Here is a 12,781-nt window from a genome sequence, read left to right as displayed (position 1 = left end):
TTGTAGCTCGGTTTGTCGAGCGCTGCACCGGATCAATGCCAAGGCATGAAACAACATAAAAATGAAGTCGGAGAAAAGAAATGACTGTCGCTAAGCGTATGTATCTTTTGATGGCGGTTGCCATTCTGGGGCTGGTGTCCTTGGCCGGGTTGGCCTATCACCAGATTAATCGGGTCTATGACATCACCAACTTTTCCAATGTGGATTCCATGCCCAGCATTGCCAGGCTCGATGAAGCGCTCAGCGAGTTTGAAGAGCTGAATACCCTGGTATGGCAGCACATGACCAACCAGGACAATGCCAAGAAGGCCGAGATTGAGACCAAGGTTGCTGCCGCCCACGTACGTCTGACCGATACCCTGAAAAAATACGAAGACAATCATATCTCCGATGATGAGGACAAGCGTTTGCTGCAGGTGGATCGCCTGTTGCTCGCGGATTACGATACTTTGGCTGGCAATGTGCTGACGCTTTCTCTCGCCAACAAACATGATGAAGCGCGGGATGCCTTGCTGGCAGGCGAGACCACCATCCTCAAGTTGCAAAAGGCGATCGCTGACCACCGCCAGCACAACGTTGAGTTGGGTGCCCAGAGCGCTGAAAAAGCGGCTGCCATCAAAGCCAGTGCAACCGAGTTCATGATCATTATCGCCATCGTGGCTCTGGCCCTGGTCGCTGTGATTGGTTTCATGATTATCCGCACGCTTATGCGTCAGCTCGGTGGCGAGCCCGCCCTGGCTGCGCAGGTGGCCAAGCGTATTGCGGCTGGCGATTTGCATGTGGCGATCAAGCTCGCCAATGATGATAAAACCAGCCTGATGTATTCCATGAAGCAGATGACCGACACCATCATCACCCTGCTCAAGGATCTGGAAAGCCTGGCCGATCAGCATGAAGCCGGCAATATGCGCGCGACCATCGTCAGCAGCCGCTTCAATGGCGAATTCAACACCCTGGCGGACAAGATCAACCACATGGTGGGCAATTATGCGGACGTGCTGAATAAATCCATGTCATGCATTACCGCGTTCTCCCAGGGCGATTTCACCAAGACCCTGCAAACCCTGCCAGGTGACCTGGCCTTTATCAACAAGGGCGTGGAAGGTCTGCGCCAGAACATCCAGACCCTGATCTCCGATATGCATTACATGTCGACCCAGCACCGTGAGGGCGAGGACGATGTGGTGATGGATATCAGCAAATACAGTGGCTCCTATGCCGAAGTTGCCGCCGGTGTGAACAGCATGGTCGGCGACCATATTGAAGAGAAAAACAAGATTGTGAGCTTCGTGACCGCCATTGGTAACGGTGACTTCACTATCAAGGTCGATCCATTCCCCGGCAAGAAGGCTTCCATCAACAAGAGCCTGGAAAAAGTCCGTGGCAACCTGCAAGGCCTGATTGACTCGATCAAGTGGGTCAGCAACGAGCATGAGCAGGGCAATATCGACATGACGCTGCATGCGCACCTGTTCAAGGGTGACTTCAGCAAGGTAGCCGAGAACGTCAATATCATGGTGGGTGGCCATATCCAGCTGATGGAAAAAGCCATGGCCTGTGTCAAAGCCTTTGGTGAAGGTAACTTCAATGCCGAACTGGAGCAGTTCCCTGGCAAGAAGGCGTATATCAACGAAACTGTTGAGCAAGTGCGCAAAAACCTCAAGGCACTGAATGAAGACGTACAGATGCTGGTGCGTGCCGCCAATGAAGGTCGCGTATCGGTACGTGCCGATGCCAGCCGCCATCCTGGTGACTTCCGCAAGATTGTCGATGGCGTGAACGAAACGCTGGAAATGATCGTAGGCCCGATCAGCACGGTAAAAGAAGCGGCAGATGCGATCAACACCGCCGCGAAGGAAATTGCGCAGGGCAACTCCGACCTGAGCCGCCGTACGGAAGACCAGGCATCGTCGCTGGAAAAAACCGCTGCCAGCATGGAGCAGTTGGCTTCCACCGTGAAGCAGAACGCCGACAACGCCAAGCAAGCCAACCAGCTCGCTTCTGCGGCATCCGGTGTGGCTGTAAAGGGTGGCGAAGTGGTCGCCGATGTGGTGTCTACCATGAGCGCCATCAACGACAGCGCCCGCAAGATCGAAGACATCATCTCGGTGATTGACGGCATTGCCTTCCAGACCAACATCCTGGCGCTGAACGCTGCGGTAGAAGCCGCCCGTGCCGGTGAGCAAGGCCGTGGCTTTGCCGTGGTCGCCGGCGAAGTGCGCAACCTGGCGCAACGCTCTGCGGCAGCTGCCAAGGAAATCAAGGAACTGATCAACGACTCGGTCAGCAAGACCACCGAAGGCACCACCCTGGTGGAAAACGCCGGCAAGACCATGGAAGAAGTGGTGCAATCGGTCAAACGCGTATCGGACATCATTGGCGAAATTGCCGCCGCCTCGCAAGAGCAGAGCGCTGGTATTGCCCAGGTGAACGACGCCGTGATCAAGATGGACGACGTGACGCAGCAGAACACCGCGCTGGTGGAAGAAGCTGCTGCGGCAGCAGAATCGCTGATGGAACAAGCCAACGGCCTGTTGAATTCGGTGAGTGTATTCGTGCTGGATGGTCAGGCTGCGCCTGCCGTCGCCGCGCCTACCCGCCGGCCCGCCATTGCCTCCGCACCGTCTGGTCGCCCCGTGCCTGCACCGCAACCCAAGCTGCAAGCACCGGCCAAAACCGGTACGGATGACGAGTGGGAAGAGTTTTAACGCTGTAAACGCAATACGCTGACAGGCTGGGACAGGGCGCTGGTGTCCTGGCCTGCCTGTCAGGCACTGTCAGTGCAATAAACGAGAGGTAATGCCAACCAGGACATTACCCGGTACCAGGTGGAGAAAGCCATGCATTATCCTGTTCTTGAATCGGCAAGGTCGCCATACGATGGCAGCGTTGCTGGTCTATGCTACGTGCGATTTTTCACCTGTCCTGTTCACGATGAGCCATTGGGGCCCAGGGGCGCAATTTGCGGCAGTGTCTGATTTCCTGTCGTGCATATTCATGCGATGCTGTTTGCGAAGTTGCCAGCGGGTTGGAGGTCGATCAGACCATGCTGACCTGGTGGCAAGCGCTTGATGGGTTGAAAAGAAAACAAGGTTAATTATGGTAACGAAATCCAGCCATGGTGGTGAGCGCGAGTTCGAGTTTACGCAACAGGACTTTGAAAAGGTACGCAAGCTGATTTATGCCCGTGCCGGCATCTCATTATCCGAAGCCAAAGTCGACATGGTGTATAGCCGTATCGGCCGCCGATTGCGTGCTCTCGGCATGAATTCGTTCAAGTATTATCTGGATGCACTGGAAAGCAATGCCAACCCGGATGAGTGGGAAGCCTTTACCAACGCGCTGACCACCAATCTGACCTCGTTCTTTCGCGAGGAGCACCATTTCCCCGTGCTGGCCGAGCATCTGGCCAATCTCAAAAAACCGATTACCATCTGGTGCTCTGCCAGCTCGACTGGCGAAGAGCCTTATTCGATAGCCATGACCGCTTGCGAAGCGTTTGGCACCCTGCATCCGCCCGTCTCCATTATTGCTTCGGATATTGATACCAATGTGCTGGCAACAGCCGCGCGTGGTGTCTATCCGGAAGATCGCATCAGCAAGATGTCTCCCGAGCGCTGCAAGGCGTTCTTCCTGCGCGGCAAGGGCGCACAGGAGGGGCTGGTGCGCGTGCGCAATGAGCTGCGTGATCTGATTACCTTCCAGCAAGTGAATCTGCTGGCCGATGAATGGCCGTTGAAAGAGCCGTTTGATGCGATTTTCTGTCGCAATGTCATGATTTACTTCGACAAGCCGACCCAGGCCAAGATCATCAGCAAGTTTGTGCCATTGATGAAGCCGCATGCCTTGCTGTTTGCCGGCCATTCTGAAAACTTCCTGTACGTGTCGCACGACATCAAGCTGCGTGGGAAAACCGTCTACGAGCTGAATCCTGCCACTGCAGGTGCGGCGACGGAGTCTGCCATGAGCCGACTGGCAAGGGAGACCGTCTAACCATGCTGGTGAATGAAGAAATCTCGACCTCGCTTTACTACGATCGCACCTTTGATTGCGATGCCGCCAAGATATCGCCCGGCGAGTATTACTACACCGACAAGGACATGGTGATTGTCACCGTGCTGGGCTCCTGTGTATCGGCCTGTATACGCGATACCGTCTCCGGCATAGGCGGCATGAACCACTTCATGCTGCCTGATGGCGGGAGTGCCGATAAAGACAACCCTGCTTCTGAATCCATGCGCTATGGTGCCTATGCCATGGAAGTGCTGATCAACCAGCTGTTGCGCAATGGTGCGCGCCGCGAAAACCTCGAAGCCAAGATTTTTGGCGGCGGCAACGTACTGCGCAGTTTTACTTCCATGAACGTGGGTGAGCGCAATGCGCTGTTTGTGCGCCAGTTCCTCAAGGATGAAAACATCAAGGTCACCGGTGAAGACCTCAATGATATCTATCCGCGCAAGGTCTACTTTTTCCCGAAAACGGGTAAAGTACTGGTCAAGAAGCTCAAGCAGCTGAACAATTACACGCTTATCAAGCGCGAAGAAACATACGCAAGCCGCCTCAAGACGGACAGTGTGGGTGGTGAGGTTGAGCTGTTTTAACGATTAATCAACACATAACAAAAAAAATTTAGGGAAGAGATTAAGCAGAATGAAGATCAAAGTATTGGTGATAGATGACTCCGCCTTGATACGCAGCCTGTTGACGGAGATCATTAACAGTCAGCCCGACATGGAAGTGGTCGCCACCGCGCCGGACCCGTTGATCGCGCGTGATTTGATCAAGCAAACCAATCCCGACGTACTGACGCTGGATGTGGAAATGCCGAAGATGGACGGGCTGGATTTTCTGGAACGCCTGATGCGCCTCCGCCCCATGCCGGTAGTCATGGTCTCCACCCTGACCGAGCGTGGCTCGGAAATCACCATGCGCGCGCTGGAGCTTGGCGCCATTGATTTTGTTACCAAGCCCAAGCTCGCCATCAGTGACGGCATCCGTGAATACGCTGATCTTATTGCAGACAAGATCCGCGCTGCCAAGCAAGCCCGTATCTCAACCCTGGCGCCACGCAGCACCGCGCCAACTCCAGGCGCACCGCAACAGAATGCTTCGCTGCGCAACCCGCTGATCAGTAGTGAAAAACTGATCATTATTGGCGCCTCGACCGGTGGTACCGAGGCGATCAAGTCTTTCCTGATGGAAATGCCGCCTGACTGTCCCGGTATCCTGATCACCCAGCACATGCCAGCTGGCTTTACCCGTTCATTCGCCAATCGCCTGGACTCCTTGTGCCAGATTTCCGTGGCCGAAGCGCAGGGTGGCGAGCGTATTTTGCCGGGGCATGCCTTTATCGCACCTGGCGACAAGCATTTGCTGCTGGCACGTAGCGGCGCCAACTATGTAACCGAATTGAGCGATGCTGCGCCGGTGAGCCGACACAAGCCATCGGTAGATGTGCTGTTTGACTCGGCAGCCGCCCAGGCTGGCAAGAATGCCATCGGTGTGATACTTACAGGCATGGGCAAGGATGGCGCCCTCGGCATGCGCGCCATGAAAGAGGCGGGTGCCTACAATTTTGCGCAGAACGAAGAGAGCTGCGTGGTCTATGGCATGCCGCGCGAAGCGGTGGCGCATGGCGGTGTGGATGAAGAATTGCATCTGCGCGACATGCCTTCCCGCGTGCTGGCGTACCTGATGGCCAACAGCTCGCAGTCGCTGCGTGTGTAATTTTGCTAAGATGCTGATTAAAGCTTGCCCGGTTTTGGACGATAAACAAGGTAAGACCTTAATCAATGCTCGGTAACATGATTCAATTCGCTAACATCACGGATCAGCCTGATTGGATCATGGCAGCACATAACTATGGAGTTTTAGATGGCTAATCCAAATACCAAATTTCTCGTGGTTGATGACTTTTCAACCATGCGCCGAATTGTGCGCAACCTGCTCAAGGAGCTGGGCTATACCAATGTCGATGAAGCCGAAGATGGCGTCATGGCCCTCAGCAAGCTGCGTGGCGGCAATTTTGAGTTTGTCGTGTCCGACTGGAACATGCCAAATATGGATGGCCTGACCATGCTGAAGGAAATCCGCGCCGACCCCACCTTGTCATCGCTGCCCGTGCTGATGGTGACCGCAGAAGCCAAGAAGGAAAACATCATCGCCGCTGCCCAGGCTGGCGCCAATGGTTACGTGGTGAAGCCCTTCACCGCCGCCACGCTGGATGAGAAGCTCGCGAAAATCTTTGAAAAACTGGAAAAGTCAGGGGCATAACATGAGTGAGCCTCTTACTTCTGAAGACAACAGCTCGTCGGCAGCTCCAGTGAATACCAACGACGAAATCCTCAACCGTATCGGCCATGTCACACGCGCCCTGCATGACAATCTCTCCGGCCTGGGCTTTGACAAAATTCTGGAAAAAGCCGCCTCAGAAATCCCCGATGCGCGCGAACGCCTGAATTATGTGGCCAAGATGACCGAGCAAGCGGCCGAGCGCGTGCTGAATGCCACCGATGTCGCCACACCTCTGCAAAATGCCTTGTCCACCCAGGCTGCCGATCTGCAGAAGCGTTGGGATGCCTTGCTGGCCACCCCCGCGCTCAAGAGCCAATACGATGCGATTGCGACCGATACCATGGCTTTCCTGGATCAGACTGTGAAGAACACCTCTGAGACCAAGGATCTCTTGATGGAAATCATGATGGCGCAGGATTTTCAGGATCTTACCGGTCAGGTGATCAAGAAGATCACCACGCTGGCGCAGGATCTGGAACAGCAGCTAGTACAAGTGCTGATCGACTTCTCGCCCGGCCATATCAATACGCCCAAGAAAGAGGCCGATACCGGCCTGCTGAATGGCCCACAGATCGACCCGAATGCGGTAGATGTGGTGGCGAGTCAGGCACAGGTGGATGATCTGCTCGATAGCCTGGGGTTCTGAACCGCGCAGTACGAATGAAAAAAGCCGACGAAAACGTCGGCTTTTTTTATGGGGCAGAATAGAGTTGACTGGCTGATCACATGTATCAGGATCAGCCAGCGGGTGTTTTGCCGCTTATCCCACCACCGTGTAGCCTGCCTCTTCAATAATGCTGGCCAGCTGTTGCTTGCTGAGTGTGCTTTCAGTGCTCAGCTTGCCGCTGGCAAGATCCACTTCCACTTTGGCTGCAGCATCCTCGTTCTGAATCGCCCGGGTAACGGCATTAACGCAGCCGCCGCATACCATGCCTTCTACCTTGAATGTCTCCATGCGCTTTGCTCCTGACCTGATTTTCTGAAAAACCGATTATACTGATGATGCTGTTGTCATATGAGACTGGCGTTGCCGATAAAGGTTTTGCTTTTGCTGAACGTCATGCCGGAATTCGGTGTGGCGGCTGATGATAGCCGGGCAGAGTTGCCCGTGAATGTGCAGCAAACCAGGCAAATAAAAAAGGCCTGTGCAGAGCACAAGCCTTTGTTTTTGGTGGGAGATCGGGGGATCGAACCCCGGACAAACGGATTAAGAGTCCGCTGCTCTACCAGCTGAGCTAATCTCCCTTTGCGACTTCAAAATCGCGAAGAAGGCGAATTATCAATATAAACGTGACCTCTGTCAACCTTAAGTCACCAAAATCAGGAAGAGTATTCATGACAGTACAAGTTGTTGCCAGCCAACCCTATCAGGACCAGAAGCCAGGGACTTCCGGCCTGCGTAAACGCGTGCCTGCATTTCAGCAGGTGCACTACCTGCAGAATTTTGTGCAGAGCATTTTCGATACCATACAGGCAGCTCCCGGCGCGACGCTGGTGCTGGGCGGCGATGGCCGTTACTACAATCGTCAGGCAATTCAGATCATCCTCAAAATGGCGGCGGCCAATGGCTTTGGCCGGGTGCTGGTCGGGCAGGGCGGTATCTTGTCCACGCCCGCCGCCTCATGCGTGATACGCAAATACAAGACCTTTGGCGGCATTATCCTGTCTGCCAGCCATAACCCTGGTGGGCCAGATGGCGATTTTGGCATCAAATACAACATGGAAAATGGCGGTCCGGCGACGGAAACCGTGACCGAAGCCATTTACGCCCGCAGCAAGGTCATCAACGAATACCGCATTGTGGATGCCGCCGATGTGGCGCTGGATGTGATAGGCGAAAGCCAGCTGGGCAATATGGTGGTGCAGGTGATCGATGCGGTGGCGGATTATGCCGAGCTGATGGAGTCCCTGTTTGATTTTCCTGCCATTCGCAGCCTGCTCACGAGCGGCTTCCGGCTCAAGTTTGATGCCATGCATGCGGTAACAGGCCCTTATGCACGCGAGATTCTGGTCAAGCGTCTGGGCGCCAGCGAAGATAGCGTGATGAATGCCGTGCCCTTGGAGGACTTTGGCCAAGGCCACCCCGACCCCAATCTGACCTATGCGCACGAACTGGTCGAGATCATGTATGGCGACAATGCGCCTGAATTCGGTGCTGCTTCGGATGGCGACGGTGATCGCAACATGATATTGGGCGATCATTTCTTTGTGACGCCCTCAGACAGCCTTGCCTTGATGGCCGCCAATGCGCGTTTGATTCCGGCTTATGCGGCTGGCATTGCAGGGGTGGCGCGCTCCATGCCTACCAGTGCGGCGGTGGACCGCGTGGCCGAGGAGCTTGGAATTCCCTGCTATGAGACACCCACGGGCTGGAAGTTTTTTGGCAACCTGATGGATGCTGGCAAGGTGACGCTGTGCGGCGAAGAAAGCTTCGGCACCGGCTCTGACCATGTGCGTGAAAAAGATGGTTTGTGGGCCGTGCTGTTCTGGCTCAATATTCTGGCCATCAAGCGCCAGCCGGTGGCAACTCTGGTCAAGCGGCATTGGCGCCAGTTTGGCCGCAATGTGTATTCGCGCCACGACTATGAAAACCTGCCAACCGAAGCGGCACAAGGCGTCATGACGCTGCTGCGCGACAGCTTTGCAAGCCTGCCTGGCAAGAGCTTTGGTCGCTATACCATCGCCAGCTGCGACGACTTCAGCTATACCGATCCGATTGATGGCAGCCTGAGCACCAAGCAAGGCGTGCGTATCCTGTTTGAAGATGGTTCGCGCATCGTGTTCCGGCTTTCCGGCACCGGCACCGAAGGCGCAACCCTGCGCATCTATCTGGAAGCCTACGAACCCGATAGCACCAAGCATGACCTGGATGCACAGGATGCGCTTGGGGACATGATCAAGATTGCCCTGACCATCTCGGAGCTCGCCACCCGCACCGGCCGCGATACGCCTACCGTGATTACCTGATGCAAACGCGGATGTGCCCTGTGCCTGTATGGGCATAGCTCACATCCGCGCACTTTGAATGGGTGAAATGGAGGCTGGCAGGAATGCCAGTGCTCAGAAATCGCCGCCTTTAGCAGCAGGGACCGGTTCATCGCCTTGTTTGATGGTCATGCTGCCACGAAACAGCCGCACATCCATGCGCCCCAGAAATGACATGCCGAGCAGGGCTTCGCCTTGCAGGCCTGGCGTGATCATGGCGGCGACATCCTGGGCTTCCACATCACCGATCTTGACGCTGCGAAGGCGCGTGATATAGGCCACGGCGTCCCCATTGGCCGTGCTGGTGCGCGCTGCCACATGGCTACTCAGTCCCAGGCGCTCGGCAGTCTGGCTTGAGATCGCCACTCCCGTCGCGCCTGTATCTACCAGCACTTCCACTTTTTCGCCATTGATCAGCGCGGTGGCCCGGTAATGCCCATCCATGCCGCGCTGCAGTGTTACTTCGCCGCCCTGGCTGCTTGGGTTGCGGTTGGGGTTCATGCGGGCATCCACCACATAGTAGATGCCGCCAGCCGCCAGCAACCAAGCTAGCACCGCCAGCCATGCCGTTTTACTCAATGGATCACCTGTTTAGAAAGGCAGATGTACGTGCGGCGCTGCCGCCAGAATCACACTGCGGAAGGCTTCCTGAATACGGCGCAGTGCGGCTTCATCATCCGCTTCAAAGCGCAACACGATCACCGGGGTGGTGTTGGATGGGCGCATCAGGCCAAAGCCGTCCGGGTATTCCACGCGCAGACCATCAATGGTGATGACTTCGGTGGCGCCAGCAAATTCAGCGGTCTTTTGCAGGCTGGTGATCAGCGCATGCGGCTCGCCTTCATTCATGTGTATGTGTTGCTCAGGTGTGCTGACGCTGTCTGGCAATGCATTCAGCAGCGCGGATGGGTCGGACGAGCGGCTGAGGATTTCCAGCAGGCGCGCGCCGCTGTAGAGGCCATCATCAAAACCGAACCAGCGTTCCTTGAAGAATACATGGCCGCTCATTTCGCCCGCCAGGGCCGAGCCGGTTTCTTTCATTTTTGCCTTCACCAGCGAGTGGCCGGTTTTCCACATCAGTGGCAAACCACCGCGTGCCTTGATCCAGGGCGCGAGGTTGCGTGAGGATTTCACGTCGTAAATGATGGTGGCGCCAGGCTCGCGCTGCAGGACATCTTCTGCAAACAGCAGCAGCTGACGGTCGGGGTAGATGATCTTGCCATCTTTGGTGACCACGCCCAGGCGGTCACCATCGCCATCGAATGCCAGGCCGATTTCGGAACTGCCTTTACCCAGCGCGGCAATCAGGTCCAGCAGGTTTTCCGGCACGGAAGGATCAGGGTGATGGTTGGGGAAGTGACCATCGACCTCGCAGAACAGCTCTTCCACCTCGCAACCGAGGGCGCGGTAGAGCTTGCCCGCATAGGCGCCAGGCACACCATTGCCGCAATCGACGGCAATGCGCATGGGGCGGCTCAGCTTGATGTCAGAGGCAATGCGATTGATGTAGTCATCGGCAATGTCGTAATCACTGGCCTTGCCACGGCCGCTGGCAAAGTCCTGTTGCTCAATGCGGGTGCGCAAACGCTGGATGCTCTCGCCAGAAAGGGTTTCCTCGGCGATCACCATCTTCAGGCCGTTGTAGTCAGGCGGATTGTGGCTGCCCGTCACCATGACGCCACAGCCGGTCTTGAGCTGATGCGCAGCAAAATACACCATAGGCGTTGCCACCAGGCCCAGGCGTATGACATCCACTCCCGTGCTGAGAATGCCGCGTGCCAGGGCTTCCGCCAGCTCGGGGCCGGAGAGGCGGCCATCGTAGCCTATGCAAATGGCTTTCTGCTGCAGTTTGGCAGCTTCGCTACCGATTGCCTTGCCGATTTGTTCGACAATCTCGGGAGTCAATGTTTTACCGACAATACCGCGGATATCGTAAGCCTTGAAAATCTCTTTTGGTGCAAGCATGCGACGTGCCCTTTGCTGAATGGAATTGCTCCTATTCTAAACGGGATTCCGATATCGCGGCTTGCTCAAATCGGGCAATACCAGGGACAATAGTCCAGATGGATTAAGGCTGGAAAATTTTAACCATAAATATATAATGGTTATTATGGAATTCCCGACCTCACTTGTGCACAAATACAGCAAGGCTGCGCCGCGTTACACCTCGTATCCCACGGCCTTGCATTTTCATACCGGCTTTGATGCCGCAGCCTGGCAGCATGAGCTGCAAGTCAGCCGTGACAGCGGGCGCGATATCTCGCTGTATGCGCATATCCCGTTTTGCGACACGCTCTGTTATTACTGCGGCTGCAATATGGTGGCCACGCGCGATTACAGCAAAGCCGAGCGTTACCTGGAGGTATTGCTGCAAGAGATGGCGCTGGTGGCAGACACTGCCTCAGCTGATCGCCTGGTGCGGCAGATGCACTGGGGTGGCGGCACACCTACTTATTTAAAACCGGATGATCTGGTGAAGCTGCATCAGGCATTTGCCCGTCGTTTCCACATGGCAGACGATGCCGAAATTGGCTGCGAAATGGATCCGCGTGAACTGACGCGTGCGCATGTGGATGCACTGGCCTCCTGTGGGTTTAACCGCCTGAGCCTGGGCGTGCAGGATCTCGATCCGCAGGTGCAAGAGGCCATCAACCGCATTCAGTCGCAGGACTTGATCGAGCAGGTGTACGGGTGGATACGCGATGCCGGGATCAGCAGCATCAATTTTGACCTCATCATTGGCCTGCCGCACCAGACCCCCGAGCGCTTTGCCCGCACGCTGGATGCCGTGATCGCCATGGCGCCGGATCGACTGGCCGTCTTCAATTACGCGCATGTGCCGTGGATGAAAAAGCATCAACGCCTGATACCAGAAGCGGCATTGCCGACGCTGGATCAGCGCCTGGAGTTGCTAAGAATGACGCTGGATCGCCTGACGGCGGCGGGCTATGTGCACATTGGCATGGATCATTACGCAAAACCCGAGGATGAGCTGGTACGTGCCCAGCAGCAGGGGAGCTTGTATCGCAACTTTCAGGGCTACACCACGCACAAGGATTGTGACATCCTGGCCTTGGGCGCCTCGGCCATTTCGCAAACGGAAAACGCCTATGCGCAAAATACCAAGGTGCTGTCGGAGTATCGGGATGCAGTGACGGCAGGGCGGCTGCCGATTGAACGTGGCTTGCATGTGACGCCGGAAGACCAGCTGCGCCGCGCTGCCATTACCCAGGTAATGTGTGAGTTACGCCTGGATAAACGCGCATTTTCAGCGGCATGGAATATCGATTTTGATGACTATTTTGCTGCGGCTTTGCCTCAGATGGAGGAGATGCAGCAGGATGGTTTGCTGGCATTGCAGGGCGAGGAACTTCGCGTGACCGAAATCGGCCGTTTGTTTCTGCGCAATATCGCCATGCTGTTTGATGGCAGGCAGGAGCCGAAAGCAGCAAACAGCGGCCAGACGATCCAGCTTCAGCCTCGGTATTCCAATAGCATCTGA

11 protein-coding genes and 1 tRNA gene are annotated in these 12,781 nt (G+C 55.8%); 8 read left to right on the top strand and 4 right to left on the bottom strand.

The window, feature by feature from the left end; genetic code table 11:
* Positions 1-80 precede the first annotated feature (80 nt).
* The 6 genes from ACWWD9_RS10085 (at position 81) to cheZ (ending at position 6,940) form a co-directional block, all read left to right on the top strand.
* Positions 81-2,708, top strand: a complete 2,628-nt coding sequence (locus ACWWD9_RS10085) for a methyl-accepting chemotaxis protein (RefSeq protein WP_455866949.1) — start codon at positions 81-83, stop codon at positions 2,706-2,708.
* A 391-nt stretch (positions 2,709-3,099) separates the two neighbouring features.
* Positions 3,100-3,993, top strand: coding sequence for a CheR family methyltransferase (locus tag ACWWD9_RS10080; RefSeq protein ID WP_015829627.1), 894 nt, complete (start codon positions 3,100-3,102; stop codon positions 3,991-3,993).
* A gap of 2 nt (positions 3,994-3,995) precedes the next feature.
* On the top strand, positions 3,996-4,601 hold the full coding sequence (gene cheD, locus ACWWD9_RS10075; protein WP_455866948.1) for a chemoreceptor glutamine deamidase CheD: 606 nt from the start codon (positions 3,996-3,998) through the stop codon (positions 4,599-4,601).
* A 49-nt stretch (positions 4,602-4,650) separates the two neighbouring features.
* Positions 4,651-5,727, top strand: coding sequence for a protein-glutamate methylesterase/protein-glutamine glutaminase (locus tag ACWWD9_RS10070; protein ID WP_013441653.1), 1,077 nt, complete (start codon positions 4,651-4,653; stop codon positions 5,725-5,727).
* A 147-nt stretch (positions 5,728-5,874) separates the two neighbouring features.
* Positions 5,875-6,273, top strand: a complete 399-nt coding sequence (cheY, locus tag ACWWD9_RS10065) for a chemotaxis response regulator CheY (protein ID WP_013441654.1) — start codon at positions 5,875-5,877, stop codon at positions 6,271-6,273.
* Position 6,274: 1 nt separating this feature from the next.
* Positions 6,275-6,940 (top strand): protein phosphatase CheZ, encoded by a 666-nt coding sequence (cheZ, locus tag ACWWD9_RS10060; protein ID WP_013441655.1) that lies wholly within the window; start codon positions 6,275-6,277, stop codon positions 6,938-6,940.
* Between the two features lie 114 nt (positions 6,941-7,054).
* Here the strand turns inward: cheZ and ACWWD9_RS10055 are convergent, their stop codons facing one another.
* Positions 7,055-7,249, bottom strand: coding sequence for a heavy-metal-associated domain-containing protein (locus ACWWD9_RS10055; RefSeq protein ID WP_455866947.1), 195 nt, complete (start codon positions 7,247-7,249; stop codon positions 7,055-7,057).
* 214 nt (positions 7,250-7,463) lie between these two features.
* A tRNA-Lys gene (locus ACWWD9_RS10050) sits at positions 7,464-7,539 on the bottom strand.
* 90 nt (positions 7,540-7,629) lie between these two features.
* Between ACWWD9_RS10050 and ACWWD9_RS10045 the strand changes: the two genes are divergently transcribed.
* On the top strand, positions 7,630-9,261 hold the full coding sequence (locus ACWWD9_RS10045) for an alpha-D-glucose phosphate-specific phosphoglucomutase (protein WP_455866946.1): 1,632 nt from the start codon (positions 7,630-7,632) through the stop codon (positions 9,259-9,261).
* Between the two features lie 93 nt (positions 9,262-9,354).
* Here the strand turns inward: ACWWD9_RS10045 and ACWWD9_RS10040 are convergent, their stop codons facing one another.
* Both ACWWD9_RS10040 and ACWWD9_RS10035 read right to left on the bottom strand, forming a co-directional pair.
* Positions 9,355-9,858 carry a retropepsin-like aspartic protease family protein gene (locus tag ACWWD9_RS10040; RefSeq protein ID WP_013441658.1) on the bottom strand — a complete coding sequence of 168 codons (504 nt, stop codon included), beginning with the start codon at positions 9,856-9,858 and terminating at the stop codon, positions 9,355-9,357.
* Between the two features lie 12 nt (positions 9,859-9,870).
* Positions 9,871-11,244 (bottom strand): phosphomannomutase/phosphoglucomutase, encoded by a 1,374-nt coding sequence (locus tag ACWWD9_RS10035; RefSeq protein ID WP_455866945.1) that lies wholly within the window; start codon positions 11,242-11,244, stop codon positions 9,871-9,873.
* A 136-nt stretch (positions 11,245-11,380) separates the two neighbouring features.
* On the opposite strand from ACWWD9_RS10035, the gene hemN reads away from it, so the two are divergent.
* Positions 11,381-12,781 carry an oxygen-independent coproporphyrinogen III oxidase gene (gene hemN, locus ACWWD9_RS10030; protein WP_455866944.1) on the top strand — a complete coding sequence of 467 codons (1,401 nt, stop codon included), beginning with the start codon at positions 11,381-11,383 and terminating at the stop codon, positions 12,779-12,781.

The organism is Methylovorus sp. SPW-M1 (assembly GCF_053848825.1).
Note: the sequence above shows the minus strand (reverse complement) of the source record. Positions and strands in the feature narration are given on the sequence as shown.